The 26,387-nt window shown below is 49.0% G+C and carries 28 protein-coding genes and 1 riboswitch; of the genes, 9 read left to right on the top strand and 19 right to left on the bottom strand.

Annotated elements, in window-relative coordinates:
* Nucleotides 1–11: 11 nt before the first annotated feature.
* A complete protein-coding gene (metL, locus tag OA57_RS06680; RefSeq protein ID WP_034615250.1) occupies nucleotides 12–2,441 on the bottom strand; it encodes a bifunctional aspartate kinase/homoserine dehydrogenase II in 2,430 nt (809 codons plus the stop codon).
* Nucleotides 2,442–2,606: 165 nt separating this feature from the next.
* Here metL and metJ point away from each other — a divergent pair, with 165 nt between their 5' ends.
* Nucleotides 2,607–2,924, top strand: coding sequence for a met regulon transcriptional regulator MetJ (gene metJ / locus OA57_RS06675; protein ID WP_034615248.1), 318 nt, complete (start codon nucleotides 2,607–2,609; stop codon nucleotides 2,922–2,924).
* A 52-nt stretch (nucleotides 2,925–2,976) separates the two neighbouring features.
* Here metJ and OA57_RS06670 read toward each other — a convergent pair whose 3' ends face one another.
* The 4 genes from OA57_RS06670 to murB all read right to left on the bottom strand — a co-directional run bounded on the left by OA57_RS06670 (nucleotide 2,977) and on the right by murB (nucleotide 6,805).
* Entirely contained in the window at nucleotides 2,977–4,329 is a 1,353-nt protein-coding gene (locus tag OA57_RS06670; protein WP_034615246.1) for an alanine/glycine:cation symporter family protein, read from the bottom strand.
* A 159-nt stretch (nucleotides 4,330–4,488) separates the two neighbouring features.
* Nucleotides 4,489–4,806 carry a DUF2322 family protein gene (locus OA57_RS06665; RefSeq protein ID WP_034615243.1) on the bottom strand — a complete coding sequence of 106 codons (318 nt, stop codon included), beginning with the start codon at nucleotides 4,804–4,806 and terminating at the stop codon, nucleotides 4,489–4,491.
* 28 nt (nucleotides 4,807–4,834) lie between these two features.
* Nucleotides 4,835–5,782 (bottom strand): bifunctional biotin--[acetyl-CoA-carboxylase] ligase/biotin operon repressor BirA, encoded by a 948-nt coding sequence (gene birA, locus OA57_RS06660; protein WP_034615240.1) that lies wholly within the window; start codon nucleotides 5,780–5,782, stop codon nucleotides 4,835–4,837.
* 3 nt (nucleotides 5,783–5,785) lie between these two features.
* On the bottom strand, nucleotides 5,786–6,805 hold the full coding sequence (gene murB / locus OA57_RS06655; RefSeq protein WP_034615237.1) for a UDP-N-acetylmuramate dehydrogenase: 1,020 nt from the start codon (nucleotides 6,803–6,805) through the stop codon (nucleotides 5,786–5,788).
* 107 nt (nucleotides 6,806–6,912) lie between these two features.
* Here murB and OA57_RS06650 point away from each other — a divergent pair, with 107 nt between their 5' ends.
* Both OA57_RS06650 and OA57_RS06645 read left to right on the top strand, forming a co-directional pair.
* The gene (locus OA57_RS06650) at nucleotides 6,913–7,863 is read left to right on the top strand and encodes a DMT family transporter (RefSeq protein WP_052122405.1); all 951 of its coding nucleotides are present in this window, start codon (nucleotides 6,913–6,915) and stop codon (nucleotides 7,861–7,863) included.
* Nucleotide 7,864: 1 nt separating this feature from the next.
* On the top strand, nucleotides 7,865–8,725 hold the full coding sequence (locus OA57_RS06645; RefSeq protein WP_034615231.1) for a DMT family transporter: 861 nt from the start codon (nucleotides 7,865–7,867) through the stop codon (nucleotides 8,723–8,725).
* 60 nt (nucleotides 8,726–8,785) lie between these two features.
* On the opposite strand, the gene slyD is transcribed toward OA57_RS06645, so the two are convergent.
* From slyD to lepA, 13 genes are all read right to left on the bottom strand, one after another.
* A complete protein-coding gene (gene slyD, locus OA57_RS06640; protein ID WP_034615230.1) occupies nucleotides 8,786–9,388 on the bottom strand; it encodes a peptidylprolyl isomerase in 603 nt (200 codons plus the stop codon).
* 81 nt (nucleotides 9,389–9,469) lie between these two features.
* On the bottom strand, nucleotides 9,470–10,195 hold the full coding sequence (locus OA57_RS06635) for an SIMPL domain-containing protein (RefSeq protein WP_034615227.1): 726 nt from the start codon (nucleotides 10,193–10,195) through the stop codon (nucleotides 9,470–9,472).
* 18 nt (nucleotides 10,196–10,213) lie between these two features.
* Nucleotides 10,214–10,648, bottom strand: coding sequence for a D-aminoacyl-tRNA deacylase (gene dtd, locus OA57_RS06630; RefSeq protein WP_034615224.1), 435 nt, complete (start codon nucleotides 10,646–10,648; stop codon nucleotides 10,214–10,216).
* Complete coding sequence (locus OA57_RS06625) at nucleotides 10,623–11,588, bottom strand: virulence factor BrkB family protein (RefSeq protein WP_034615220.1); 966 nt, start codon at nucleotides 11,586–11,588, stop codon at nucleotides 10,623–10,625. The genes dtd and OA57_RS06625 overlap by 26 nt, the downstream gene beginning before the upstream one ends.
* 16 nt (nucleotides 11,589–11,604) lie before the next feature.
* A complete protein-coding gene (locus OA57_RS06620; RefSeq protein ID WP_034615217.1) occupies nucleotides 11,605–12,168 on the bottom strand; it encodes an anthranilate synthase component II in 564 nt (187 codons plus the stop codon).
* A gap of 81 nt (nucleotides 12,169–12,249) precedes the next feature.
* Nucleotides 12,250–12,867, bottom strand: coding sequence for a 7-carboxy-7-deazaguanine synthase QueE (locus OA57_RS06615; protein WP_034615214.1), 618 nt, complete (start codon nucleotides 12,865–12,867; stop codon nucleotides 12,250–12,252).
* Nucleotides 12,864–13,292, bottom strand: a complete 429-nt coding sequence (gene queD / locus OA57_RS06610) for a 6-carboxytetrahydropterin synthase QueD (protein ID WP_034615211.1) — start codon at nucleotides 13,290–13,292, stop codon at nucleotides 12,864–12,866. The genes OA57_RS06615 and queD overlap by 4 nt, the downstream gene beginning before the upstream one ends.
* The gene (gene queC, locus OA57_RS06605) at nucleotides 13,285–13,953 is read right to left on the bottom strand and encodes a 7-cyano-7-deazaguanine synthase QueC (RefSeq protein ID WP_034615208.1); all 669 of its coding nucleotides are present in this window, start codon (nucleotides 13,951–13,953) and stop codon (nucleotides 13,285–13,287) included. Before queC ends, queD begins: the two co-directional genes overlap by 8 nt.
* Before the next feature lie 2 nt (nucleotides 13,954–13,955).
* A riboswitch (PreQ1 riboswitch) is annotated at nucleotides 13,956–14,000 on the bottom strand.
* A gap of 300 nt (nucleotides 14,001–14,300) precedes the next feature.
* Nucleotides 14,301–15,605, bottom strand: a complete 1,305-nt coding sequence (locus tag OA57_RS06600; protein ID WP_034615205.1) for a nucleobase:cation symporter-2 family protein — start codon at nucleotides 15,603–15,605, stop codon at nucleotides 14,301–14,303.
* A gap of 86 nt (nucleotides 15,606–15,691) precedes the next feature.
* On the bottom strand, nucleotides 15,692–16,615 hold the full coding sequence (era, locus tag OA57_RS06595) for a GTPase Era (protein ID WP_034615189.1): 924 nt from the start codon (nucleotides 16,613–16,615) through the stop codon (nucleotides 15,692–15,694).
* Between the two features lie 9 nt (nucleotides 16,616–16,624).
* Nucleotides 16,625–17,308, bottom strand: a complete 684-nt coding sequence (rnc, locus tag OA57_RS06590) for a ribonuclease III (protein WP_034615186.1) — start codon at nucleotides 17,306–17,308, stop codon at nucleotides 16,625–16,627.
* Nucleotides 17,309–17,317: 9 nt separating this feature from the next.
* Nucleotides 17,318–18,292, bottom strand: a complete 975-nt coding sequence (gene lepB, locus OA57_RS06585; RefSeq protein ID WP_034615182.1) for a signal peptidase I — start codon at nucleotides 18,290–18,292, stop codon at nucleotides 17,318–17,320.
* 9 nt (nucleotides 18,293–18,301) lie between these two features.
* Nucleotides 18,302–20,098, bottom strand: coding sequence for a translation elongation factor 4 (gene lepA, locus OA57_RS06580; protein WP_034615177.1), 1,797 nt, complete (start codon nucleotides 20,096–20,098; stop codon nucleotides 18,302–18,304).
* Nucleotides 20,099–20,310: 212 nt separating this feature from the next.
* On the opposite strand from lepA, the gene grxB reads away from it, so the two are divergent.
* Nucleotides 20,311–20,958: a glutaredoxin 2 gene (gene grxB / locus OA57_RS06575; RefSeq protein ID WP_034615174.1), complete on the top strand. Its 648-nt coding sequence runs from the start codon at nucleotides 20,311–20,313 to the stop codon at nucleotides 20,956–20,958.
* A gap of 108 nt (nucleotides 20,959–21,066) precedes the next feature.
* Here the strand turns inward: grxB and speC are convergent, their stop codons facing one another.
* Nucleotides 21,067–23,214, bottom strand: coding sequence for an ornithine decarboxylase (speC, locus tag OA57_RS06570; RefSeq protein ID WP_034615171.1), 2,148 nt, complete (start codon nucleotides 23,212–23,214; stop codon nucleotides 21,067–21,069).
* 450 nt (nucleotides 23,215–23,664) lie between these two features.
* Here speC and rpsJ point away from each other — a divergent pair, with 450 nt between their 5' ends.
* The 5 genes from rpsJ to rplB are packed head-to-tail and all read left to right on the top strand — an operon-like array spanning nucleotide 23,665 to nucleotide 26,385.
* Nucleotides 23,665–23,976: a 30S ribosomal protein S10 gene (gene rpsJ, locus OA57_RS06565; RefSeq protein WP_001181005.1), complete on the top strand. Its 312-nt coding sequence runs from the start codon at nucleotides 23,665–23,667 to the stop codon at nucleotides 23,974–23,976.
* 16 nt (nucleotides 23,977–23,992) lie between these two features.
* Nucleotides 23,993–24,625: a 50S ribosomal protein L3 gene (gene rplC, locus OA57_RS06560; RefSeq protein ID WP_034615166.1), complete on the top strand. Its 633-nt coding sequence runs from the start codon at nucleotides 23,993–23,995 to the stop codon at nucleotides 24,623–24,625.
* 15 nt (nucleotides 24,626–24,640) lie between these two features.
* A complete protein-coding gene (gene rplD / locus OA57_RS06555) occupies nucleotides 24,641–25,246 on the top strand; it encodes a 50S ribosomal protein L4 (RefSeq protein WP_034615163.1) in 606 nt (201 codons plus the stop codon).
* Complete coding sequence (rplW, locus tag OA57_RS06550) at nucleotides 25,243–25,545, top strand: 50S ribosomal protein L23 (protein WP_034615160.1); 303 nt, start codon at nucleotides 25,243–25,245, stop codon at nucleotides 25,543–25,545. Before rplD ends, rplW begins: the two co-directional genes overlap by 4 nt.
* 18 nt (nucleotides 25,546–25,563) lie before the next feature.
* Nucleotides 25,564–26,385 carry a 50S ribosomal protein L2 gene (gene rplB / locus OA57_RS06545; protein ID WP_034615157.1) on the top strand — a complete coding sequence of 274 codons (822 nt, stop codon included), beginning with the start codon at nucleotides 25,564–25,566 and terminating at the stop codon, nucleotides 26,383–26,385.
* Nucleotides 26,386–26,387 lie beyond the last annotated feature (2 nt).

The following is a 26,387-nucleotide window of genomic DNA, read 5'->3' as shown; positions in this document are numbered from 1 at the left end:
CGAAGAGGCGCTTAAAGCAATTTTACCAAGCGGTTGAGATCGCTTTGAATAGCGCCGGCAGTCATGGCGGGGCCGGAACTCGGGCCATGGATAACTAACGGTTTGTCGCGATACCATTGGCTGCGGATAATATACAGATTTTCGCCGGGCAAGGTTCGGCTGATCAAATCGTCGGGTTCCAATTCTTCCAGACAGACACTGGATTGCCCGTCGGCATTAAAGCGGGCGACATAACGTAATGTCAGGCCGTCGTCATGTGTGTTCAGATACCGCTCTTCCAGCCGTTTATTCAACGGATTCAGCGATTCGAAAAACGTATTCAGCGACAGTTCTTCCGCATTGGGGTCAAGTAACGATTCAACTTTGATTTGCTGCGGATCCAAATCATAGCCGGCACTGCGGGCGGCGATCACCAGCTTACGCATGGCGTCCATGCCGCTCAGATCTTCACGCGGGTTACGTTCGCTCAAACCCTGTTCCCATGCCTGTTCAATCAGCTCGGCAAAGCTGTGGCTATGCTGCTCGTATTGGTAAAAAAGCCAAGTCATCGTATCGGAAAACGTGCCTTCCACCGATAAAATGGTGTCGCCGCTTTCGACTAAGTCGCGTAAAATGGTATTAATCGGCAGACCGCTGCCGATGGTGGCGTTATACAGCCAGTGGCTGCCGGATTGTTGAAACGCATTTTGCAGTTCATGAAACGCCGCCAGCGGAAAGGCGGCACCGCGTTTATTGGCGCTAATCACATGAAAGCCGTGTTTGGCGAAGCTCATATAATGTTTGGCAACTTCTTCGCTGGCAGTGATATCCAGAATCACCAGTTCGTCAAACGGATGCCCGCTCATCCAATTCAGTAATTGATTCGGTTCCAGTTCTTGTGCCTGCTGCTCGAAAGCATCGTCCAAAGTGCGGTTTTTCAGCTGCGGAATCAAGCCTTGATAGCTCAGCCAGCCTTTAGTGCTGGAGACCAGCCCGATTAAGGTGAAATTGAATTTGCTGCGAGCGGACAGTTCTTCACGCCGTTGACGGTACAAGTCAAGCCAGGTTTTGGCGATCGGGCCCTTGCCGAGCACAACCAGTCCGATGGTTTTATGCGGACGAAACAAATCGTCATGCACATTACGCAGTAATTCACGGTTGACTTGACGGCGCAGAATCGCCACTACGCTGATCTGATCGGGCGATTGCCAGACGAATTCAACCGGCTGGGTTTTCAGCATTTGCAGAAAACGCATCATCTGCAATGAGTTACGGCAAACGCCGTAACCGACAATGGCCAGTAACGACAAATCGTAACGAATGGAAGACGATTCCACCGGCAGCGGCAATTGCTTGAATTGAATATACACATTGTCGATATATTCCACCGGGTAGGCCAATTTTAACAGACGTTGCTGATGATCCACGCTTTGTGCCAGCGGCAGCAGTTGCTGTTGCCCGATCCAAGAGCGACATTGCTGCAGCCACTGCTCTAAATCTTGGGTCGGTGGAATCGTAAGTTCAATCAGACCGATTTGATTGTGATGGGTGACAATCTTGCCGTTTTCACTGGCGGACAGGGCGTGTTCAATGCGGGTCGAGCCGTTTTCCGGTTGCAGACTGCTGCGCAGCAACAGTGTCAATTGATGGCTTTTGACCGGTTGCAGCGTGCGCGCATGTAACACCGGTGCCGCCAGACGGGAAAGTTCGGTGGCTTCGTCCACCCGTAAAAAACTCAGCAGGTTGGCATTGCCGATTTGGTGCGGATCGGCACTGTAAACACCGGCGACATCGCTCCAGATAGTTACTTTTTTGATGTCCGCCAAGGCGGCGATTTGTGTGGCGGAATAATCGGAGCCGTTGCGCCCCAACAGCACGGTTTCTTTTGCTTGATTTTGGCAGATAAAACCGGTGACCACTAAGCGTTTGCCGTCAGCCTGTTGCAAGTGCGGTTGCAGTTGACGCTGGCTGTGTTCGACGTCTACTTGCGGCAATACCGCTCTTTCGGCATACATAAACAATCGGGAATCCAAATAGTGGTTGGCAATCCCGATTTGGTTAAGGTAGGCGCTGACCAGTTTTGCCGTCCAGATTTCGCCGTGTCCGACCACTTCGGCATAAATCGCGTCGCTCAGCGGCTTATCAAGCAGCGAAGAGAGTGACAGAATATCTTCCAGAAATTGTTGCGAAACCGTTTCCGGCGCATTTAACAGCGTATTCGCTTGGGTCAGATAATGAAATTTGATTTTTTGCAATTGTTGGTTGGCCGTGACGGGATCGGTGCTTGACAAGTGGATCCATTCAATCAGATTATTGGTCATGTTGCCCATAGCCGAGACCACAATCAAATCACTATGTCGGGTGTATTTTTTTATAATTTGTGCGACATTGCGGATGTGTTCCGCATCGGCCAGACTGCTGCCGCCGAATTTATGCATTTCTTTCGTTGGATGAATTGCCATAACAATCCTCAAATCAAGAGTAAAAATCGGGCTTATTTTATCAGTTTTCAGCGGCGATCAAAATAAAAGGTCACTATTTTTAGCAGTCTTGACGTCCAGATTGTTATTTCTGTGTTTTTTGTTAAAATAGCCAAAGTTTTTATGGGGATTTTAAAAGGATTCATTATGGCGGAGTGGGACGGAAAATATATCAGCCCTTATGCGGAGCATGGCAAGAAAAGCGAGCAGGTTAAAAAAATCACGGTTTCTATTCCGATCAAAGTCTTGGAAATTTTGACTAATGAACGTACCCGTCGCCAAATCCGAAATTTGCGCCATGCCACCAACAGTGAGTTATTATGCGAAGCGTTTTTGCACGCATTTACCGGACAACCGCTCCCGACCGATCATGATTTGATGAAAGATCGCGATGACGAGATTCCCGAAGAGGCGAAAGCGTTGATGCTGGAATTAGGCATCGATCCGAAGACGTGGGAATATTGATAATCGATGAAAAACAGCCCGGTTGACCTCAATCGGGCTGTTTTATTTTTCGTTAAGGCAGTTCGCCGTTTTTGCGTTTTTCGATAAAGTCTTTGGTTTCACGCACAATCACACCGGAGAGGAACAACAGTGCAATCAAGTTCGGAATCGCCATCAGACCGTTAAACACATCCGCTGCCGACCAGACTAAATCCAGTTGCAGCACTGCACCGGCCATCACGGTGGCGACATAGACAATTCGGTAAAGATTGACGTATTTATCGCCGAACAGGTAGGTCGCGCATTTTTCACCGTAATAACACCAACCTAAAATGGTTGAATAGGCGAAGAAAATCAGGCCGAAAGTCACAATCCAGCCGCCGGGACCCGGCAGCATTTTATTGAACGTCAGGGTCGTTAAGGCGGCGCCGGTTTGTCCGTCGTTATACAATCCGCCCATCACCAGCACGATTCCGGTAATACTGCAAACAATAATGGTATCCAAGAATGTCCCGGTCATAGAGACCAATGCCTGCCGTACCGGATGATCGGTTTTGGCGGCGGCGGCGGCGATCGGGGCGGAACCCATACCGGCTTCATTGGAAAATACCCCGCGTGCGACCCCGTAGCGAACCGCATTGCCTAAAATCGCACCACCGACGGCATCGGCGCCGAAAGCGTGATCAATAATGGTGGAAAGTGCTGGGAGGAACAAATCGGCATTTACCACGATAATCGCCACTCCGCCGAGAATATAAGAAACGGCCATAAACGGGACGATAATCGAGGAGGCGCGGGCAATGCTTTTGATTCCGCCGAGTACCACAATCGCCGTCAGTAACGTCAAGGCAACGCCGGTGGTCGTGGTATCGATACCGAAAGAGGTATGAATCGCATTGGCAACCGAGTTGGATTGTACCGAGCTGCCGATGCCGAAAGAAGCAATGGTGCCGAACAGCGCAAACAGTAATGCCAGCCATTTGAGTTTCATACCGCGCTCAATGTAATACATCGGGCCGCCGGACATCTCCCCTTTATCGTTTACGATGCGGTATTTGACTGCCAATACGCCCTCGCCGTATTTGGTCGCCATGCCGAAAATGGCGGTGATCCACATCCAGAAGACCGCTCCCGGCCCGCCGCTGACCACCGCAGTGGCAACCCCGGCGATGTTACCGGTGCCGATAGTGGCGGAAAGTGCGGTCATCAGTGCGCCGAAATGGGAAATATCGCCATGGTGATCACTGCCGTCCTCTTTTTTCGGGTGTGGGGTAAATGCCTGCTTCAAGGCAAAAGGCAGTAGCCTGAATTGTAAAAAAATCAGGCGCAAACTGAGATAAATCCCGGTGCCGACCAGCAATGCCAGCATATAAGGGCCCCAGACATAATTACTGAGCGAATTAAAAAAGAGTTGGATATCCTGCATAAAAAAACCTCCGAGGAATGTGCTGCATAAAATTATTCAAACATAAAGCGAATGACTATCCAATAATTAAAGCCATTTATTACGTTATTTTCTTGTTTTTGTCTATTTGATTATATTAATCTTAATAAAAATGAGTTTTTTTGTGAAAAATTAACCTTGTTACCGGCTTAGCGGGTGTAAAATGAGATGACGGTTATGAGTAATCACATCGCACAGCAGATCGATATTCGGGTGTTTGCCGGGATTATTTTCGGCATCGGCAACGTGTTCGGCAAACCACAATAAGCCTTGTCGGGCGGCTTGCGCAGTCAATTGCTGTTGAAATTGTTCTGACAATGCATTGTATAGCCGCAGTGATCCCAGTTTTCCGGCCACGGCGGGAATATGGTGTACGATTTCATCTTGCTGATTTAAGACATTCAGACCGCTCAAATGGTCTATATTCGGCATAGCAGCCAGATTTTGTTGAAAATTCATAAAATAATCCTTGTGTCATATCACGGTGTTACGGGGTTAGCGGACGTACCGAAATTTCGCCGACGTTAAAGCGTTGCAGGGTGCCGTCTGCCGTTTGCAGCAATAATTCGCCGCTGTCGGTGTCGATACCGCGACAGATTCCCTGTATGGTGTGTTGTTGTAATAACAACTTAACCGGTTTTTGATAAAAATGATCGTATTGCTGCCAGCGTAATAAATAGGGCGTTACGCTATGCTGTTCTACTTGCAGCAGCATATGTTGAAGATTGTTTGCCAGTGTCGCCACCAGTTGGTTGCGTTCCGCCCGAACCGCACTTTCGTTGAGATTCGCCCACGCCTGATCGATCTGTGCGGCTGCGTTTTGCTGCATAGCCAGATTTAAACCGATACCGATTACCATCTCCTGTTTTTGTCGTTCGAAACGTCGGCTTTCGATTAAAATGCCGCCGAGTTTGCGTCCGTTGAGGTAAATATCGTTCGGCCATTTGATGCTGATATTCTCCACGCCCAATTCGGCCAGCGTATCCGCCAGACAAATACCGACCACCAGACTGAGCGCCTGTAATTGATTCGCCTGCATTTGGAAATGCCATAACAGCGAGAAGTAGAGGTTCTGCGCAAACGGTGATTGCCACTGCCGCCCACGCCGTCCGCGCCCTGCGGTTTGCATTTCGGCGGTGCAAATCGTGCCTGACGGCAGGGATTTGTTTTGCAACAAAAATTCGTTGGTTGAATCAATACAACGGAAAACCACGGCTTTGCCGTAATGCAAAGTGCGGTTTATAACGGCTTGATCGAGCAGATTTAACGGCTGTTCGAGTTGATAAATCTGATTTTCCAGCCGTTTGGGCGTTAATCCCCAAGCAAGCAACTGTTGTAGGATTTCGCTGCGTTGTTGTGCCGACATCGGCGGCAACAAGTGCGGTTTCCCGTCAGCCAGCGACACCAAAACGGATTCGAGGAGGGCGGTATTCATGCTTCAACTGATCGCCTGTTCACTGTCGATTTCGCCGTCGGCATTAAAAAACCGCACTTCGGGTTGCAGCGCAACGTTAAAGCGCTGCAGCACTTGTAGACGAACATGGCGGGCAAGCGCCACCACATCTTGCGGCGTAGCCTGCTCTTGATTGATTAGCACCAATGCCTGTTGCCGATGTACCGCGGCGCCGCCGATTTGACAACCTTTCAATCCGCAGCGGTCGATTAACCAGCCTGCCGCCAGTTTGACCGAACCGTCCGGCTGCGGAAAAGCGGGCATGGTCGGATATTGGCTGATGAGTCGTTGATAATGCGCTTGATCGACAACCGGATTTTTAAAGAAACTGCCGGCATTGCCGATGTTGCCCGGGTCGGGCAGTTTGCTGCGCCGCACACGGCAAACTTCGTTATAAATCTGTTGAGCGGTGACGGTTTGCGGATCAAGGGCGGCGAGGGAGCCGTATTGCAGTTGCGGCTGCCAATGCCTAGCCAGTTTCAAACCGACGGCGACAATGGCGTAATGGTCGCGGTATTGATGTTTGAAAATACTGTCGCGATAGCCGAAAGCACACTGTTCCGCCGTCAGTCGTGTCAGCTGACCGCACTTGAGATCCAGTACGTCGACATAGTCGCATACGTCTTGAAATTCAACGCCGTAAGCACCGATATTTTGAATCGGCGCCGTGCCGGCACAGCCGGGAATCAGCGCCAGATTTTCCAGCCCGTTATAGCCTTGTTCCACACAAAAGGTCACTAAATTATGCCAGTTTTCGCCGCCGTTGACGTGTAGATAATGAAACTGCCCGTCTTCACGGTAATGTATCCCGATTATTCGGTTTAGCAGCACGATGCCGTTAAAATCCTCCAAAAACAAGACATTACTGCCTTGTCCGAGTAATAATTTCGCTTGATCGGCATAAGCCTGCCAAACTTGCAGCAGCTGTGAATCGGATTGGATTTCCACAATGGCTTGCGCCTGTACCGGCAGGGCAAACGTGTGGAACGGTTGTAAATTCTGCATATTGGGTTTCCGCTATCGATTAATCCGCTTAGTTTACCGATCAAATCGAGATGAGCAATCAGAAATTTAGCCTAAATCGCTGTTGCCGTGCTGTCACAAGCCGTAGAATGGATTATACTGAACGAATAACGGACAATAACAGGTTGAAAAACGTGTATAAATATCGTGGCGAACTGATTTTGTTGCTGGTCAGCCTTTTGGCGGCATCGGGATGGCTATTTTCCAAATATGCCTTGCAGGTGTTGCCGCCGGCTGGGTTTATCAGCGTCCGTTTTTTGGCGGCCGGATTGTTGTTTTTGCCGTTTGCCTGCCCACAGCTGCGTCGCCTTTCACGCGAACAGCTGAAAAGTGCGGTCACTGTCGGTTTGGCTTTTAGCCTGAACCTGTTTTTGTGGGTGCAGGGAATGAGCTACACTGAAAATATGGGCGAAGGGGCGTTTATCGTCAGCCTGTCGATGTTGCTTGCGCCGTTGGTGTCGTGGCTGATTTTCCGCCATCGTCCGCAGCGAATGTTTTGGTTTTGCCTGCCTTTGGCGGGCGGCGGGCTGTTTTTGCTGGCATCAGGCAGCGGCTTGCATCTCTCGTTGGGTAATACCCTGTTTTTATTGTCGTCACTGGTGGCGGCAACCTCTTTCGTGCTGAACAATCAGTTTTCCAAGTCGATTCCGGCATTGTCGTTGACCACGATTCAATTATTGATGGTCGGGCTGTTTTGCGGGCTTTTTTCATTGCTGTTCGAAACATGGACAATGCCTGTTTCACGCGCAACATGGGGTTGGGTTGCCGCCAGTGTGCTGATTGCGACCGGTTTTCGTTTTTTGTTGCAGGCGATTGGACAGAAGCACAGTCAAATTACCAATGCGGCGATTATTATGGTGCTGGAACCGGTCTGGACACTGTTATTGAGTGTCAGTCTGCTGGGCGAAATCATTACTTGGCAAAAAGCCTTGGGGTGCGGGTTAATCCTGACTGCACTTTTTGCTTACCGTCTGCAACCGCAGCTGCGTTATCGGTTGTTGCTATGGCGCAAACATAACAGACGCAAAGGGCGACAATAACATGAAAACGTATTATGGCGAATGGATGCTGTTAATGGTGACGATGTTAGCCGCTTTAAGTTGGCTGTTTTCTAAATACGCCTTGTTGGAACTGCCGCCGGCGGGGTTTATCGGCGTGCGGTTTTTTATCGCTGCATTACTGTTTCTGCCGTTTGCTTGCCCCCAATTGAAGCATCTGTCCAACGTGCAATTGAAAAATGCACTGACTGTCGGTATCTGTTTCAGCTTATTTCAGTTTTTATGGGTACAAGGCATGAACCATGCGGAAAATATAGGCGAAGGCGCTTTTATCGTCAGTTTATCTATGTTGCTTGCGCCACTGATTTCTTGGACGCTTTTCCGACACCGCCTTCAGTACATGTTTTGGTTTTGTTTGCCGCTGGCGGGCGGCGGGCTGTTCTTATTGGCATCGGAAACAGGATTGGCTTTTTCTCAGGGTAACGGGTTGTTTCTCCTTTCGTCATTAATGTTGGCAACTTTTTTCGTCTTAAATAATCAATTTTCCAAATCCGTACCGGCGTTATCGTTAGCCACCATTCAATTGGCGATGGCAGGGCTTTCCTGCGGCGTATTTTCGCTGGGCTTTGAAACTTGGCCGCAAACCGTCTCCGGCGCAGCGTGGGGCTGGGTTGCCGCCAATATTTTTTTAGCGACCGGCTTTCGCTATCTGTTACAAGCAATAGGTCAGCGCCGCAGTCAAATCACCAATGCCGCAATTATTATGATTTTGGAACCGGTATGGGCGTTGCTGCTCGGCGTAGCATTACTGTCGGAAGTGATTACTTGGCAAAAAGCGCTGGGTTGTTTTTTGATTTTAACCGCACTTTTCGTCTATCGCCTGCAGCCGCAAGAACAGTCATGATAAAAAAATATCGGACATTTGCATGCCCGATATGGTATTTGGTCGGTGAGAAATCAAAAATCAATGTTTATGTTTGCCGCCGCAACAGCCTTCATGACCGTGGTGGTGATCATGTCCGTGATGATCGTGTTCATGGTGATGTCCGCAGCCACAGCCGTGGCCGGCTTCATCGCTGTCATGACCGCCGCAACAGCCGCCTTCCGCATGAATATGACCGTGGGAAATCTCTTCCAGCGTGGCTTCGCGGGTGGCGATGATTTCAACATTAAACAGCAGCTCTTGCCCTGCCAGCATATGGTTGCCGTCCACCACGACATAATCGTCTCCGACCTCGGTGATCACGACCGGCAGCGGGCCGATATCGGTATCGGCGATAAAACGCATACCAACGGTCAGCTCGTCAACGCCGACAAAGACATCTTTCGGTACACGTTGTACCATATTGTCGTTGTATTCGCCGTAACCTTCTTCCGGTTTGACCCGCACATCAAACTTTTCACCGACTTCACGCCCTTCGATGGCGTTTTCCAGACCGATAACCAGATTATTGTGTCCTTGAAGATATTCCAACGGTTGATTTACCGGGGCTTCATCGACCAATACGCCGTCTTCGGTGCGAACTTGATATGCAATGCTGACCACTACGTTTTTTGCTGCTTTCATCGGCTACTCCGCCTTAAATTAATGGATAAAATGAATCGAAAGCAGGATTATACGCAAATCCTGCCCGTAAGTTAACTAACGTTATTCGTTAATCAGGTTTATGGTGGCATTTAGTTGGATTTTCAAGTCCGCCATGCCGCTTTGTACTTCCATCATGCTCGGTGGTGTCTCTGCGGAAGAGAATGACAGCTGGCGCTCATAATACACCGGCGGGCTGTCGGCGCCGACATCGGTCGGGCTGCCGATATCCAGATTGGAAATCCGATAGCCTTTGGCGGATAAGTTCCGACCGATCAGCTCGGCTTTTTGTTTGAATGCCTGTAACACCTCTTCGGTCAGCGCTTTTTCCAGACTCTGTTTTTTCTCATCGGAAACGGTAAAACGAATATTTTGTACCGCCAGCTGACCGCCGGTGGCGGTAATCAGTTCGGAAAGTGCGGTAAAATCGTTGCTCTCCAGTGCGATTTCAACATGATCAATCCAGCCGTTCGGTTTGCCTTGTTTGTCATAGCTAATATTGGTACGGCGGTTGGTCATACCGGTTTGAATATTGCGTTTTTTCGCCTCGTCCACCGCCAGATTCAGCTTTTGGGTAAGCGAGGCATTAATCGCTTTCAGATTTTTGCCCGATTCTTGCGCATACAGCACCACCTGCATGGTATCGCGTTCAACTTGGCGGGCGGACTGCACGCTGAAATTGATGCGTTGCGGCTCGTTATCTTGTTGTTCGGCGGCTTGTAGCGGAAGTGCGGTCGCTAACAGTAGAATACTGCCGCCGAAGAGGGTTTTTAGCAGATGATGTTTCATGTTGTCGTTTCCTTTTGTTTAGCTTTGTAACCAGAATGTCACCGGCCCGTCGTTGGTCAGGTTGACCTGCATATCCGCCGCAAAAATGCCGGTTTCGGTATTAATCTGCTGCCGGCATTGTCGGCTGAAATAGTTATACAGCTGTTCGGCCTGTTGCGGCGAAGCGCCGTGCGAGAAGCTCGGGCGCAAACCTTTGCGGGTATCTGCGGTCAATGTAAATTGAGACACCACCAGAACGCTTCCGTTCGCTTGTTTCACGTTTAAATTCATTTTGCCGTCATCGTCGGAAAAAATCCGGTACGCCAAGATTTTCTCCAGTAAACGGCAGGCTTTGGTTTCGTCATCGGCTTTTTCAACGCCGAGCAATATCAGTAAACCGTGTTTGATCTCGCCGACGATTTGGTTTTCGACACTGACTGAGGCGTGTTTAACGCGTTGAATTAGGGCTATCATGTTGTGATTCCTGTGACTTTGCGGGCGTGCTGTTTTCTATTTTTTTGATCAGACGCTTCAGATCGCCGTGAAATTTTTGCTGTTTTTGTTGATATTCCTTGTGTAAATCCAGATTACCGTGTTTGACCAGATGAAAATCTTCCAGTACGGCGGTGAGCTGGGCTCCGAGCAGAACAAACGTCCAGCTGAGCTGAATCCACAGCAATAAAATCGGTAGGGTTGCCAAGGCGCCGTAAATCAGTTGGTAAGAGGGAAACATGGTCATATACCACGTGAACGCCCGTCTGCCCAAGGTAAAAAAGATTGCGGCGACCAGTGCGCCGATCATGGCGTAACGCAAGTTGACTTTGGTGTTCGGCACGACTGTATAAATCAAGGTAAATGCCAGCCAAGTGAGGACAAACGGCACTAGACTCAGCAGTTTGGTGCCGAGCGACATCACCGTTTGATGGCTGAAAAACTGAATTGAGAAAATATATGAGCTGATAATCAGGCTGACCGCCAGAAAGAGCGGTCCCAGCGTCAGAATCATCCAATAAACGGCAAAGGAAAACAGCGGCGTGCGGGCGTTGGTATTCGGCCAGATATCGTTCAGGGTATGATCAATCGAGGAGATTAACATCAGCGCCACCACAATCAAACCGACAATCCCGACCCCGCTCATTTTGGTCGAATTCATCACAAATTCATTGAGATATTGCTGTAACACGCCCCCGGTTTCCGGTGCGAAATTACTGAAAATCAGGTGTTGAATCTGACCGCTGACCTCCTCAAAAACCGGAAAGGCGGAGAAAATAGCCAACACGACCATCATCAGCGGAACCAGTGCCAGCATGGTGCTGTAGGTTAAATAACCGGCGGCCATATTCAGCTTGTTTTGGTTGAAACGGTGCCAAAACAGCTTTAAGAACAGCAATAATTGTGAAAAAAAACGTGCCATACAGTTTGCCTCTTTGTTAGCTTGTCAGCCAGTTACGCAGTAACTGTTCGCCGTATTCGGTCATAAATGATTCGGGGTGGAATTGCACCCCGTAAATCGGTAATGTGCGGTGTTGCATTGCCATCAGCGTTCCCGCTTGATCCTGCGCAATCGCTTGCAGGCAGGTCGGCAGGGCGGCGGCATCGATCGCCCAAGAGTGATACAGCCCTATCTTAAAGGATTGCGGCAGGTTTTTAAACAGTAACGAGTTTTCCGTTCGGGTTAAAACCGCACTTCGCCCGTGCCTGACCTGCGGCAGGTTATACAATGTGCCGCCGAAGAATTGGCACAACGTCTGATGCCCTAGACAGACGCCGAGAATGGATTTTTGCCGGTGATAGTGCCGCAAGATCTGAAACAGTTGCGGATACGCCTGCGGCACATCGGGGCCGGGCGACATCAAAAGATGGCTGAATTGCCCGATCTGCTGCAAATCGACCTTTTCCGTATCGCACACCGCCATTTCCAGCCCCTCAATCCGGCGTAACAGATCGACCAGATTATAGGTGAACGAGTCATGGTTGTTGATGATCAGTAGCATAAGTCGGTTTGCCTCAAAGTGCGGTTGAATTGGGTTAAGGCAGACTATTATCCATAATTTTCGGATTGTGCCAACCGTACATTATTCAATGCCGAGCAATTTATGCGTCTGCAAGCTGAGTTGCCATTTTCGGCCGTTGAGCCGTTGATTGAGTTGTCCCAGTTTGCGGACGGTATCCAGCAGATTCATTTCACCCTGTTGTTCGCAAGGCGAAAGGTAATAGTGTTTCGCCTGAATTTGCCGTTCGATCTGTTCGCAAAACGGCAGAATATCGCCGTCATTGACGATCCGCACTTCATCGGCGGACGGAATGCAGCGCTGTCGGTATTTGTGCTGATACAGCAGTTTGGGGCTGGTCGCAATGTAATCGATTTGTGGCGGAATCGTTTTCAAGCCGTTGGTTTCGATTGCCAGAAAATAGCCGTCAGCCTTGAGCCGATCGAGTAAGCTCTCCAGTTTGGGCTGAATAGTCGGTTCGCCGCCGGTGATGATGATGTTTTTGGCACCATATGACCGCACTTGTCGTAAGATCCGACTAAATGTCCAACGCTCGAATTGGTTGTAGTTCGTGTCGCACCACGGGCAGGCAAGATTGCATTTGCCGAAACGGATAAAAATACTCGGCATTCCGGTGTTGAACCCTTCGCCTTGCAAGCTTTCGAAGATTTCGACAATGTTATACTCGATTTCTGCCGTCATGCCGGATCCGTGTATTCACAATAGGAGGTCGGCGTTTCCCATAGCCGTACCGCAGAAACCGGTAGGCCCGCCTGTTGTAGGCGCTGGAAAATAAATTGCGACATCTGCTCGGCGGTGGTGCGATAGGGCAGGGCAAACACTTTGGAATCGAGTGTTTGCAGCAGATCGGCGACTTTACGTTCTTTTTCGCTGTTTTGATCGAAAATAAACGCATGATCCATCGGTTTTAGGATCAAGTCGTCGACAATGCGTTTCAAATCGCTGTAATCCATCACCATACCGCACTTTGCCGGATCGGTCAGCAGCGGTGCGCAAAGTTCGACTTGTAATTTATAGGTGTGCCCGTGCAGGTTCTTACATTTGCCGTCGTGTCCGTCGAGCATATGCGCCATATCGAAACTGAATTCTTTGCTGATTTTAAACATACGGTTGTCCTTTTTGCTGCAAGTAGTCGTTAAGCCCTTTTTCACGCAGTTTACAGCTCGGGCATTGATGACAGCCGCCTTCCACGCCCAGATAGCAGGTGTGGGTGTGCCGCATGACATAATCCAGACCGCCTAGTTGATCCGCTAATGCCCAAGTCTGTTTTTTGTCCAGATACATCAGCGGCGTTTTAATATTGAACGGATAATCCATCGCCAGATTGAGAGTGACGTTCATGGATTTGATAAAGACATCACGGCAGTCGGGATAGCCGCTGAAATCCGTTTCGCAAACGCCGGTGATAATATCCGAAATGCCTTGCCCTTTGGCGTAGATCGCCGCATACAACAAAAACAGGGCATTACGTCCGTCAACAAAAGTATTCGGCATATCGTTATCGGTTTGTTCGATAACCGCACTTTGATCCATCAGCGCATTGCCGGTGATGGCTTTGATGACCGAAGTATCGATCAGGGTCTGCTTAACGCCCAGATCTTGTGCGATCCAGCGCGCCTTTTCCAGCTCGATGGCGTGGCGTTGTCCGTATTGAAAGGTGACGACTTCGACGTTTTCTTTGCCGTAGTCGTGAATGGCCTGTAACAGGCAGGTGGTGGAATCTTGTCCGCCGGAGAAGATCACCAAGGCTTTTTTTGTTTGTAACATGATTTATCCTAGTTTTTTTGCGTGGGAGGGTTACGAACCACGTTGATTAAGGGGGGAACATTCTACAGGACTTTGGCGGCGAAGAATATAGCGCATTTTCACTAAACTACAAATTTCTTATTAAGATTTATATCCAAAGTGCGGTTTAGAATCTCATACTTTGGGTTATGTTTTTCGGGGTCCCTGATGAACTGCCTGTTGCAAAGATTAGCACTTTATCAGGGCGTTTTTCTTTCTTTGGCGAAACAAAGAAAAGCAAGTCGCCGCAAGGCGAAATAACAATAGCGATAACATAAAACAACTCGCCATCGGTAGAAGCCGACGGCGAGGTTTAGATTCAGGTGAGTTTATTCTGTTTTTTCCGATTTTTCATGCGGTAGCACCAAATTCAGGGTCAGTGCCAGCAATGATCCGACGGTGATGCCGGAGCCGAAAATTTCTTTGACGAAGGAGGGCAGTTTGTCCAGAATTTCCGGACGGGTGGTCACGGCTAAACCGCAGCCGATTGAAATTGCAATAATTAAACCGTTGCGCTTGCTGCGTTCCACTTTATCCAACATCTGAATCCCGGCGGCGATAATCATTGCAAACATCATCAAGCCCGCCCCGCCCAGCACCGGTAACGGAATGGAAACAATCAACGCCCCGAATAGCGGAAAAAGCCCGGCCACGACTAGCAAAGCGCCGGTTATGGTCACCACGTAACGGCTGGCAACGCCGGTCAGAGAAATGACACCGATATTTTGTGAAAACGATGAAAATGGCGTTGTCGACATTACGGCTGCCAGCGCCGAACCCAAACCGTCACACAATACACCGCCACGCAGGTGCTTGCCGCTGATCTCGGTTCGGGTGGCATTACCGAGCGCCAGAAAGTTCCCGCTGGATTCGACAATCGTCACCAGATAGGCGATGCTCATGCCGATAATACCGGAAAGTGGAAATGTCAGTCCGAAATGCAACGGTTGCGGCAAGGCGAACCCATCGGCTTGACGAACAGCGCTGAAGTCAATCCAGCCGAGCAAAAGTGCGGTCAAATAGCCGGCAAACATACCGATTACAATCGCTGCGGCTGAAAAAATGCCTTTGCCCCATTGCACCAAGATCACCACAATGGTCAACACAAACAACGCCATAGCGAGATTTTCAGGTGAGGCATAATCGGCGTCACCGCGCTGTCCGCCGGCGAACCAATCGACGGCAACCGGAATCAGGCTGAGGCCGATCATCATCACGACCGTGCCGGTGACGATCGGTGGAAACAGTTTGCGAATGGTCGGCATAAAGAAACTGCCGATGATCATCACCAGCGAACCGACCAGCGATGCGCCTAAAATCCCGGCGACACCGTCTTCACTGAAACCGATCGACAATGCGGCGGCAACAAAGGTAAAGCTGGTGCCCATCACACTCGGCAGGCGAATGCCGATCGGACCGATACCCTGACTTTGAATCATCGTGACCACACCGGAAATCAATAGGGCGGCATTGACCAGAATAATCGTGTCATGACTCGGCAATTGCAGTACATTGCCGATGACCAACGGCACGGCGATAATCCCACCGAGTGCAGCAAGCAGATGTTGCGCGCCCAATAACAGGCTTAATAAAAAAGGCGGTTTGTCTTCAACGGAGTAGAGCAGTTTGTTCATATTTAATGCGTTACCTTAGGTGATGAAAAGAAACGGATAAAAAAATACCAACTACAGCGGTAATTGGTATTTAAAGTGCGGTTTGGTTATTCGTCGATATAACCCAGGCTGCGCAGGGCGCGTTCATCGTCCGCCCAACCGGATTTGACTTTAACCCAAAGTTCCAGATGCACTTTGTTTTCAAACAGTTTTTCCATATCTGCACGGGCTTCGATACCGATGGTTTTGATTTTTTGACCTTGATGGCCGATGACCATTTTTTTCTGCCCTTCACGCTCAACCAGAATCAAGCCGTTGATTTCGTAAGTGCCGCGCTCGTTGGTTTTAAATTGTTCGATTTCGACCGTCACCGAATACGGCAGCTCTTCGCCCATAAAGCGCATCAGTTTTTCACGAATGATTTCCGACGCCATAAAGCGTTGTGAGCGGTCGGTGATGTAATCTTCCGGAAAATGGTGAATGCCGGGACGCAGGGAATTTTGTACGATTTTTTTCAATTGATGAACATTGTTGCCGCGTTGGGCTGAAATCGGCACGGTCGCCTTAAATGCAAAGCGTTGGTTCAATTCGGTGATAAACGGCAACATCTCGTCTTTGTTTTTAACATGATCAATTTTGTTAATAACCAAAATCACCGGCGCTTTGGCGGCACGTAGTTTGTTCAGTACCATTTCGTCGTCGTCGTTCCAGTGTGTGCCGTCCACCACGAAGAAAATCAAATCCACATCACCGATGGCACTGCTGGCGGCTTTGTTCATCAGGCGGTTGATCGCCCGTTTTTCTTCGATATGTAATCCCGGCGTATCGACATAAATCGCCTGATACGCTCCTTCGGTATCAATGCCGACAATGCGGTGACGGGTGGTTTGCGCTTTGCGTGAGGTGATTGAAATTTTTTGCCCCAGCAGTTTATTCAGCAAGGTGGATTTGCCGACATTCGGGCGACCGACAATGGCGATAAAGCCGCAGTAGGTTTCAGGAGTGTTGTCGACAAGAGTAGAATCAGTCATGTTATCGCCTTATGGAGTTTGAGTAAGGTTGAGCTGTTGCAGAATGGCTTCTGCGGCGGCTTGTTCGGCTTTGCGACGGCTTTGTCCCTGACCGATAACGGTTTTATCCAGACTGCTGACACGGCAGGCGACTTTAAAGGTTTGTTTATGTGCTTCGCCTTGAATATCGATCACGTCGTATTCGGGTAACGGCTGGCGGTTGCCTTGCAGATATTCCTGCAAGCGGGTTTTCGGATCTTTTTGGTTATCGCCCGGTTTGATTTCGGCAAGGAAGGATTTATACCACAGACGCACAATCGGCATAATATTTTCCAAACCGCTATCCAGATACATCGCACCGATAATCGCTTCCACGCCGTCGGACAGAATCGAATCGCGCCGATAACCGCCGCTTTTCAACTCGCCCTGCCCCAGTCGCAGATAATCCCCCAGTTCGAATTGACGCGCAAGAATCGCCAGCGTTTTTTCCCGAACCAAGGTGGCGCGCATTCGGCTGAGATCGCCTTCGTCGACATTGTCGAATTGTTTGAACAATGCTTCGCCGATAATAAAATTCAAAATCGAATCGCCGAGAAATTCCAGCCGTTCGTTATGTTTGCTGTCGGCGCTGCGGTGTGTCAATGCCTGTTTCAGCAAAGTAATATTTTGGAATTGATAGCCGATTTTACGTTGTAATCTGTCCAGATTCTGCATGGTGTCGCCTTACTGAATAGCCGTAAACAGGCGTTCGGTGCGGATTCCGGTCGGCCATTGGTTGGCTTTTTTATCCAGACTCAACCAAATCCAGCTGGCCTTGCCGACCAACGCTTTTTCCGGTACAAAGCCCCAAAAACGGCTGTCGTCGCTGTTGTCGCGATTATCGCCCATCATAAAGTATTCGCCGGCAGGTACGGTCCATTCGCCAGGCGGATTCCCGGCCTGTTTGTAGTAAGCCGCATCATAATAAAAGCGTACCGGATTAAGCAGGATCTGATGTGTCGTTGCCCCTTTTTCCGTCATTTCAATTTGTGCATTGCCATGATAAAAGTAGTCCGGATTCGGTTTGGCATCGCTGTATTGATAGACTTCCGGCTCACATACCGCCTGACCGCACTTTGCCGGGGTAACGGTGAGCGTGCCGTTCGCCTGATCGTATTTAATATGGTCGCCCGGCAGTCCGACTACACGTTTAATATAGTCAATCGTCGGTTGCGGCGGCGCTTTGAAAACCACCACATCACCGCGTTTCGGTTCGCCGATAGGAATCAGGGTATTTTGCAAAATCGGATCTTTGATCCCGTAGGCATATTTTTCCACAATCACGAAATCGCCAATCCGCAAGCTCGGCTCCATTGAGCCTGATGGAATTTGAAACGGTTCGAACAGAAACGATCTTACCAACAGCACGATAGCCAATACCGGAAACAGCGAGGCGACAAATTCACTGCCTTCGGAAATCGGCTCGACTTGCGCTCGCTCTTGTTCGCTCAGTGTTTTGCCGCTGCGTTGTTCAAGACGGGCGATCTGACGTTGGCGTTTCGGTTCGACGGCAAAGCGGTTATAACACCAGCTTGCACCGGCAATCAGGGTGAAGATGATCAATAGGATGGAAAAGGTGTTCGGCAGTGCCAGATGATCCAGCACTTTCCACAAGACATATCCACAGACCAGAAGAATCGGAAGAAAGAATTTTGACATGAATTTTCCTTATTTGTCTTTACCGACATGCAGAATAGCCAAAAACGCTTCTTGCGGCACTTCAACGTTACCCAATGATTTCATGCGTTTTTTACCCTCTTTTTGTTTCTGCAACAGTTTTTTCTTACGGCTGACATCACCGCCGTAACATTTTGCCAATACGTTTTTACGCAGTTGTTTCACGGTCGAGCGGGCAATGATATGGTTACCGATCGCCGCCTGAATCGCAATATCGAATTGTTGGCGCGGAATCAGCTCTTTCATTTTTTCCACTAATTCACGTCCACGATATGGCGCATTGTCTTTATGCACGATTAACGCCAAGGCATCAACCCGTTCGGCGTTGATCATAATATCGACCCGCACCATATTTGCCGCTTGAAAACGTTTGAAGCTGTAATCCAGCGAGGCATAACCGCGTGAGGTGGATTTCAGGCGATCGAAGAAATCCAAGACCACTTCGCCGAGCGGAATTTCATAGGTCAGTGCGACCTGATTGCCGTGATAGACCATATTGGTCTGCACGCCGCGTTTTTCCACGCACAGGGTAATGACATTGCCCAAATACTGCTGCGGCAACAGCATATTGCATTCTGCAATCGGTTCGCGGATTTCACTGATATTGTTCAACGGCGGCAATTTTGCCGGGCTGTCGACGTGTTCGGTTGTGCCGTCGGTCAGTTCCACTTCATAAACCACGGTCGGTGCGGTGGTGATCAAATCCAGATCATATTCCCGTTCCAACCGCTCTTGGATAATTTCCATATGCAACAGACCGAGGAAACCACAGCGGAAACCGAAGCCAAGTGCGGTTGAGTTTTCCGGTTCGTAGAACAATGAGGCGTCATTCAGGCTTAGTTTGCCCAACGCATCGCGAAAGGCTTCGTAATCGTCGGAGCTGATCGGGAACAGTCCGGCATACACTTGCGGTTTCACTTTTTTAAAGCCGGGCAGCGGCTGATCGGCGGATTTGTGTTGTAAAGTCAAGGTATCACCGACCGGCGCCCCTAAAATATCTTTGATGCCGCATACAATCCAGCCCACTTCTCCGCACTTCAGTTCGGTGGTGTCTACTTGTTTCGGGGTGAAAATCCCCAAACGATCAACCCCGTAAGAGATGCCGGTACTCATCACTTTGATTTTGTCGTTTTTCTTTAATGTCCCGTTTTTTATCCGAACCAGTGAGACCACACCGAGATAATTATCGAACCACGAGTCGATAATCAGCGCTTGCAACGGCGCATCGGGATCGCCTTCCGGCGGTGGAATTTCTCTGACGATTTCTTCCAGCACATCTTCAATGCCCTCGCCGGTTTTCGCCGAACAGCGCACCGCATCGGCGGCTTCGATGCCGACAATATCTTCGATCTCTTCCGCAACCCGTTCCGGATCGGCGGCAGGCAAGTCGATTTTGTTTAGAATCGGCACGACGTTCAGATCCATGTCAAGTGCGGTATAGCAGTTTGCCAAGGTTTGCGCTTCCACGCCCTGACCGGCATCAACCACCAGCAATGCCCCTTCGCAAGCCGCCAGTGAACGGGAAACTTCATAAGAGAAGTCGACATGTCCCGGTGTATCGATAAAATTCAATTGATAGGTTTCGCCGTCTTTGGCCTTATAATTCAGGGTAACGCTTTGCGCTTTAATCGTGATCCCGCGTTCACGCTCCAGATCCATCGAATCCAGTACCTGTTCCGCCATTTCGCGTGCGCTCAACCCGCCGCAAGTTTGAATCAAGCGGTCGGACAACGTCGATTTTCCGTGGTCGATATGGGCAATAATGGAAAAGTTACGAATATTTTTCATCTAAAAGGCATTCTCTGTTGCAATTTTTACGGATAAGTTAATTGGCGGATTGTACCTGAATATTGGCTTGGGTGCTATAGAGACGGTAAGATTTGAAAGCGGGACGGAAAAAAGATCGGTTTAGCCGTGATGAAAAATTATGCTTTGGTTGGCAGATCTTTTAAGATAGAAGCGGTAAGTGATTTAACCCCCGTAAACAAAAGGAGAACTCGATGAAACTGTTCATTTATCAGCATTGTCCGTTTTGTGTGAAAGCTGCGATGATTTTCGGGCTGAAAGGCGTGCCGGTGACGCAGGAAGTGCTGGCGGAAGACGATATTGAGACACCAACCGAGATGGTCGGGCGTAAGGTCGTGCCGATTTTGCAAAAAGATGACGGCAGCTTTATGCCGGAAAGTATGGAGATTGTGCATTATGTCGATCGATTGGACGGCAAACCGCACTTGAGCAATCGGCACAATCCGACCGTCGGCGAGTGGCTGAGTGCGACCAAAGACATGACGGCGGCGTTGTTTATCCCACGATTTACTAAAGCGCCGTTTGCAGAGATTGTCACGGATTCTGCCCGAGCGCGTTATGTGAAGCGGATGAGCGATTGGGTTGGCGATCCGGATCAATTAATTAAGGAAACCCCGCTTTATCTGGAAAAACTACAACCGCACTTGGCGCAACTGGAGCAATTGATAGTCAGTGAAAGTGCGGTCAACGGCATGCTGTCGGAAGATGACATTCATCTGTTTCCGATATTGCGTTCGTTGACGATTGTCAAAGATCTGGTGTTGCCGCCAAAAATCAATGCGTATGTTGAAAATATGTCGCGGCAGAGTAAGGTGGAATTGTTACGTCATATGGCAATTTAACGGGACAAGTGCGGTTTATAAACCGCACTTAACTGTTGTTGAACCATTCGGCTTTGGGCTTGGATTTCGATTCCGCCTTGTTGAAGCCGCTGTCTCTAAATTGCGGAATTATTGCTTCAGTACATAGGCCGAAGCGTGTTTACGACCGAATTCGTCCGCTTCCAGATAAACTCCTTGAATTTCCGGTTCAAAGCCCGGCAATTCATTAATGCCTTGTTCCAGTGCGAGGAAGTATTCCAGCACGGCGCCGTCCCAGATTTCACCCGGTACGATACACAATACCCCGGGCGGGTAAGGTAAGGCGCCTTCGGCGGCAGTACGACCGCGAATTTCAGATAACGGTACCAGCTCGACTTGATTACGGATAAAGGCATTGTGGCATTCGTCCGGTGTGATATCCATTTTCGGCCAGGCATCACGCAGGAACATATATTGTTGCAATTCATTCAGGCGGTGTTTGGCGTAAAAATCGTGCAGTTTTTGGCACAGTTCCTTAATGCGCATTTTGCCGTATTGCGGGTAGGCTTTTGCCAAGGTCGGCAGCATTTCGATGACCGGGGTGTTGTCCTGAATATGTTCTTCAAAGCGGGCAATATTGGCAACCAAATGTTGGAATTTCGCCATCGTTTCCGCCGGCGTCAGCAGGAACAGAATCGAGTTGAGATCGGCTTTTTCCGGAATCACCGAACGTTCACGCAGGAAATGCGCCAAAATAGTGGCCGGAATGCCGAATTCTTCATATTCGCCGGTTTCCATATTGATTCCCGGCGTGGTCAGCAACAGTTTGCACGGGTCGATAAAATATTGCTCTTCGGCATAACCGTCGAAATCGTGCCAGCGGGCATCTTTGGCAAACTGGAAGAAGCGGATATTGTCGGCAATGTCTTCCGATTTATGGTTTTCCCACGATTTTCCGTCCACCATCGGCGGCACGAACGGGCGAATCAGTTTACAGGTTTTCAGCAACATTTTCCGCACTTCGACACTGCTCAGCACGCACTCCTGCCACATGCGTTTACCGGCTTTGCCGGCGTGCATTTTGGCATTTACATCAAGTGAGGCAAACAGCGGATAGAACGGGCTGGTAGAGGCGTGCATCATGAATGCGTTATTAAAACGCTTATGGTTGCAATACCGCGCTTGCAAGCGAATATGATTATCCTTTTTATGGATCTGTGAAGCTTGCGAGAAGCCGGCCTGTTGTTTGTGTACGGATTGGGTCACCAGAATGCCCGGATCATTTTCGTTCAGTTCCAATAATAACGGCGAGCAGTCGCGCATCATCGGAATAAATTGTTCATAGCCGACCCAGGCCGAGTCAAACAAAATGTAGTCACACAAATGCCCGATACGATCGACTACTTGACGGGCGTTATAAATGGTTCCGTCATATGTGCCCAATTGAATTACGGCAAGGCGGAACGGGCGTTTGTCATTGGCTCGTTGCGGCGCTGTTTTGGCGATTTGGGCGCGGATGTCATCTTCCTCGAAACAGTGCGACGGAATGCCGCCGATAAAGCCGTAGGCGTTGCGGGTGGTTTCCATATACACCGGCGTGGCGCCGCTGATGGTCAATGCGCCCTGATGCACCGATTTATGGTTATTGCGATCGAACAACACCAGATCGCCTTTAGTCACCAGTGCGCCGATAGCCACTTTATTGGCGGACGACGTGCCGTTCAGCACAAAATAGGTTTTGTCGGCATTAAAAACACGGGCGGCGTGGGCTTGTGCCTGAAAGGCGGGGCCTTCGTGAATCAATAGGTCGCCCAAACGCACATCGGCATTACAGGAATCGGCTCGAAACAAGGTTTCGCCGAAATATAAATAGAAGCGGCGTCCTGACGGGTGTTTACGAAAAAATTGCCCGCCCTGGTGTCCCGGGCAGTCGAATGCGGCGTTGCCGTAGTCGGTATATTCTTTCAGCGCCTGAAAAAAGGGCGGATCAAGGGTATCGATATAGTCTGCCGCCGCAGCATTGATTAACTGGCCGTTATAATATTTTTGATCTTCGGCCAGTTCGATCACGCCGTAGAGTTCGGTCAGCCATTCGTCCGGCACGGTTTCGCCGTATTCAATCGCCGCAAAAATCGGAATGGCAAAGCCTAATCGCTCCAACTCTTCCCAAACTTCGGGTAAATCTTTAATGGTGGTAACCACGGCACAGACATTGGTGAAATCGGTCATATCAATGTCCATGATTTTATAGTCAGACAAAAAGGCAAATTCGGTCCCTTGGCTGGCGGCAATTTTCATCGGCGTTTTCCTATCGGCAGACGAGTGAATTCAGGGGAAAGACAAGATCTTTCCGGTCTTGTTTTGCGGGTGCAAAAGAGCGGTTTCGGCTCGCGCAAACGATAACAAATTTAGCGAGCGAGGGAAAGGAGATAACCGCAGAAATTGACGGCGCAAGGCATAATGACGCAGGAAAGTGCGGTATGCCTCACGGCAAGGCAAATTGTCGGGCTATTTTTGAAAAACCGCTTGCAATCTGTGTGATGATTCTATAGAATCTGCGGACTTTCATTAGGAAGTCGTTTGATGTAATCATTTATCAAACGAGCGACAGTCATGTATTGTTGCTGACAATGTTCCCGATTTGGGGGCTAAAATAGGCTTAATCGCACATCATTTCACATATAAGCAGTAGGGAAATTGAGGTGTCGGTTTTTTGTTATCTAATTTTTAGAATGGAGCTCTGGTCTCATGCAGAACCAAAGAATCCGTATCCGTTTGAAAGCGTTTGATCATCGTCTGATCGATCAATCCACTGCGGAAATCGTAGAAACAGCTAAGCGCACAGGTGCTCAAGTTCGCGGTCCAATTCCATTGCCGACCCGTAAAGAGCGTTTTACCGTGTTGATTTCTCCACACGTTAACAAAGACGCACGTGACCAATACGAGATTCGTACTCACAAGCGTTTAGTTGATATTGTTGAACCAACAGAAAAAACTGTTGATGCGCTTATGCGTTTAGATCTGGCTGCCGGCGTTGACGTGCAGATCAGCCTAGGTTAATTAAGAGGTTATTACAATGATTGGTTTAATCGGTCGTAAAGTTGGTATGACTCGCGTCTTCACTGAAGCAGGCGTTTCTATTCCAGTTACCGTAATCGAAATCGAAGCCAACCGTGTGACTCAAGTGAAAACTCTTGAAACAGATGGCTATTCTGCAATTCAGGTTACTACCGGCGCTAAAAAAGCAAGTCGTGTAACTAAGCCAGAAGCAGGTCATTTCGTTAAAGCAGGTGTTGAAGCTGGTCGCGGTTTATGGGAATTCCGTACCAACGGTGAAGAATTCACGTTGGGTCAGGAAATTAATGTTGATGTCTTCGCAGACGTTCAAAAAGTAGACGTAACAGGTACATCTAAAGGTAAAGGTTTTGCCGGTACGGTAAAACGCTGGAACTTCCGTACCCAAGATGCTACACATGGTAACTCTTTGTCTCACCGTGTTCCCGGTTCTATTGGTCAAAACCAAACTCCGGGCCGTGTATTCAAAGGTAAAAAAATGGCAGGACATTTGGGGGCCGAACGCGTAACCGTTCAATCCCTTGAAGTAGTTCGTGTTGATGCTGAACGTAAATTGTTATTGGTAAAAGGCGCCGTTCCTGGTGCAACCGGTAGCGATTTAATTGTTAAACCAGCTGTTAAAGCTAAAGCATAAGTCTAGGAGATAGGAATGGAATTAGTAACTAAAGATGCACAAAGTGCATTGACTGTTTCTGAAACTACCTTCGGACGTGAGTTTAACGAAGCGTTGGTACACCAAGTTGTTGTTGCTTATGCAGCAGGTGCTCGCCAAGGTACTCGTGCTCAAAAAACTCGTGCGGAAGTAGCAGGTTCAGGCAAAAAACCATGGCGTCAAAAAGGTACCGGTCGTGCGCGTTCCGGTAACGTAAAAAGCCCGATTTGGCGTTCAGGTGGTGTGACATTTGCGGCTAAGCCACAAGATCACAGCCAAAAAGTGAACAAAAAAATGTATCGTGGTGCAATTAAGAGCATTCTTTCCGAATTGGTTCGTCAAGACCGTCTGGTTGTGGTGGAAAAATTCGAGGTTGCCGCCCCGAAAACAAAAGTTTTGGTTCAAAAATTAAAGGAAATGGCACTTGATGATGTGCTGATCATTACAGCGGCTTTGGATGAAAATCTGTTCTTGGCGGCACGTAACCTTTACAAAGTAGATGTGCGTGATGTTCAGGCGATTGATCCGGTCAGTCTGATTGCTTTTGAAAAAGTGGTTATTACTGCTGACGCTGTTAAGCAAATTGAGGAGATGTTGGCATGATTCTGGAAGAACGTTTGCTGAAAGTGCTCAAAGCACCTCATGTCTCTGAAAAAGCGACTAATAATGCCGAACAGTCAAACACGATTGTTTTCAAAGTAGCGAAAGAAGCCAACAAAGTTGAAATCGCCGCAGCTGTTGAAAAACTGTTTGAAGTGAAAGTGGATTCTGTACGTACCGTCGTCGTTAAGGGTAAAACCAAACGTCATGGCGCAAGAACAGGCCGCCGCAGCGACTGGAAAAAAGCATATGTAACACTGCAAGAAGGCCAGGAACTGGACTTTTTGGACAGTGCCGAATAATCAGAGGAGTAGAAAATAATGGCTATCGTTAAATGTAAGCCGACCTCCGCTGGTCGTCGTCATGTAGTTAAAATCGTTAACCCTGAACTACACAAGGGTAAACCGTACGCTCCGCTTTTGGATACCAAATCTAAAACCGGCGGACGTAACAACTTCGGACGTATCACTACCCGTCATATCGGTGGTGGTCACAAACAACATTACCGTATCATTGACTTTAAACGTAATAAGTTAGATGTGCCGGCGGTTGTTGAACGTCTGGAATATGATCCGAATCGTTCCGCAAATATTGCGTTAGTGCTGTATAAAGACGGTGAACGTCGTTATATCTTGGCACCGAAAGGTTTGTCGGCAGGCGATCAAATCCAAGCGGGTACGCAAGCGCCTATTAAAGTCGGTAACGCGTTACCGATGCGTAATATTCCGGTTGGTACAACTGTGCATAACGTAGAATTAAAACCAGGCAAGGGCGGTCAAATTGCACGTTCTGCCGGTGCGTATGTACAAATCATTGCTCGTGAAGGTAACTATGTAACTCTGCGTCTTCGTTCAGGCGAAATGCGCAAAGTGTTATCTGAATGTCAGGCAACTATCGGTGAAGTCGGTAATTCCGAACACATGCTGCGCGTACTGGGTAAAGCCGGTGCCAGCCGTTGGCGTGGTGTTCGTCCTACTGTTCGCGGTACTGCGATGAACCCGGTAGATCACCCTCATGGTGGTGGTGAAGGTCGTAACTTTGGTAAACACCCTGTAACGCCATGGGGCGTTCAGACCAAAGGTAAGAAAACTCGCCACAATAAACGTACCGATAAATATATCGTACGTCGCCGTGGTAAATAATT

Source organism: Chelonobacter oris (assembly GCF_000772535.1).
Classification (GTDB): Bacteria; Pseudomonadota; Gammaproteobacteria; order Enterobacterales; family Pasteurellaceae; genus Chelonobacter; species Chelonobacter oris.
The sequence above is the reverse complement of the archived record's forward strand: the minus strand, read 5'-3'. Positions and strand labels throughout refer to the sequence as shown.

Coding starts and splice junctions, on each gene's coding strand:
- metL (WP_034615250.1), bottom strand. CDS start 2,441: ATGGCAATTCATCCAACGAAAGAAATGCATAAATTCGGCGGCAGCAGT.
- metJ (WP_034615248.1), top strand. CDS start 2,607: ATGGCGGAGTGGGACGGAAAATATATCAGCCCTTATGCGGAGCATGGC.
- OA57_RS06670 (WP_034615246.1), bottom strand. CDS start 4,329: ATGCAGGATATCCAACTCTTTTTTAATTCGCTCAGTAATTATGTCTGG.
- OA57_RS06665 (WP_034615243.1), bottom strand. CDS start 4,806: ATGAATTTTCAACAAAATCTGGCTGCTATGCCGAATATAGACCATTTG.
- birA (WP_034615240.1), bottom strand. CDS start 5,782: ATGAATACCGCCCTCCTCGAATCCGTTTTGGTGTCGCTGGCTGACGGG.
- murB (WP_034615237.1), bottom strand. CDS start 6,805: ATGCAGAATTTACAACCGTTCCACACGTTTGCCCTGCCGGTACAGGCG.
- OA57_RS06650 (WP_052122405.1), top strand. CDS start 6,913: ATGGATTATACTGAACGAATAACGGACAATAACAGGTTGAAAAACGTG.
- OA57_RS06645 (WP_034615231.1), top strand. CDS start 7,865: ATGAAAACGTATTATGGCGAATGGATGCTGTTAATGGTGACGATGTTA.
- slyD (WP_034615230.1), bottom strand. CDS start 9,388: ATGAAAGCAGCAAAAAACGTAGTGGTCAGCATTGCATATCAAGTTCGC.
- OA57_RS06635 (WP_034615227.1), bottom strand. CDS start 10,195: ATGAAACATCATCTGCTAAAAACCCTCTTCGGCGGCAGTATTCTACTG.
- dtd (WP_034615224.1), bottom strand. CDS start 10,648: ATGATAGCCCTAATTCAACGCGTTAAACACGCCTCAGTCAGTGTCGAA.
- OA57_RS06625 (WP_034615220.1), bottom strand. CDS start 11,588: ATGGCACGTTTTTTTTCACAATTATTGCTGTTCTTAAAGCTGTTTTGG.
- OA57_RS06620 (WP_034615217.1), bottom strand. CDS start 12,168: ATGCTACTGATCATCAACAACCATGACTCGTTCACCTATAATCTGGTC.
- OA57_RS06615 (WP_034615214.1), bottom strand. CDS start 12,867: ATGACGGCAGAAATCGAGTATAACATTGTCGAAATCTTCGAAAGCTTG.
- queD (WP_034615211.1), bottom strand. CDS start 13,292: ATGTTTAAAATCAGCAAAGAATTCAGTTTCGATATGGCGCATATGCTC.
- queC (WP_034615208.1), bottom strand. CDS start 13,953: ATGTTACAAACAAAAAAAGCCTTGGTGATCTTCTCCGGCGGACAAGAT.
- OA57_RS06600 (WP_034615205.1), bottom strand. CDS start 15,605: ATGAACAAACTGCTCTACTCCGTTGAAGACAAACCGCCTTTTTTATTA.
- era (WP_034615189.1), bottom strand. CDS start 16,615: ATGACTGATTCTACTCTTGTCGACAACACTCCTGAAACCTACTGCGGC.
- rnc (WP_034615186.1), bottom strand. CDS start 17,308: ATGCAGAATCTGGACAGATTACAACGTAAAATCGGCTATCAATTCCAA.
- lepB (WP_034615182.1), bottom strand. CDS start 18,292: ATGTCAAAATTCTTTCTTCCGATTCTTCTGGTCTGTGGATATGTCTTG.
- lepA (WP_034615177.1), bottom strand. CDS start 20,098: ATGAAAAATATTCGTAACTTTTCCATTATTGCCCATATCGACCACGGA.
- grxB (WP_034615174.1), top strand. CDS start 20,311: ATGAAACTGTTCATTTATCAGCATTGTCCGTTTTGTGTGAAAGCTGCG.
- speC (WP_034615171.1), bottom strand. CDS start 23,214: ATGAAAATTGCCGCCAGCCAAGGGACCGAATTTGCCTTTTTGTCTGAC.
- rpsJ (WP_001181005.1), top strand. CDS start 23,665: ATGCAGAACCAAAGAATCCGTATCCGTTTGAAAGCGTTTGATCATCGT.
- rplC (WP_034615166.1), top strand. CDS start 23,993: ATGATTGGTTTAATCGGTCGTAAAGTTGGTATGACTCGCGTCTTCACT.
- rplD (WP_034615163.1), top strand. CDS start 24,641: ATGGAATTAGTAACTAAAGATGCACAAAGTGCATTGACTGTTTCTGAA.
- rplW (WP_034615160.1), top strand. CDS start 25,243: ATGATTCTGGAAGAACGTTTGCTGAAAGTGCTCAAAGCACCTCATGTC.
- rplB (WP_034615157.1), top strand. CDS start 25,564: ATGGCTATCGTTAAATGTAAGCCGACCTCCGCTGGTCGTCGTCATGTA.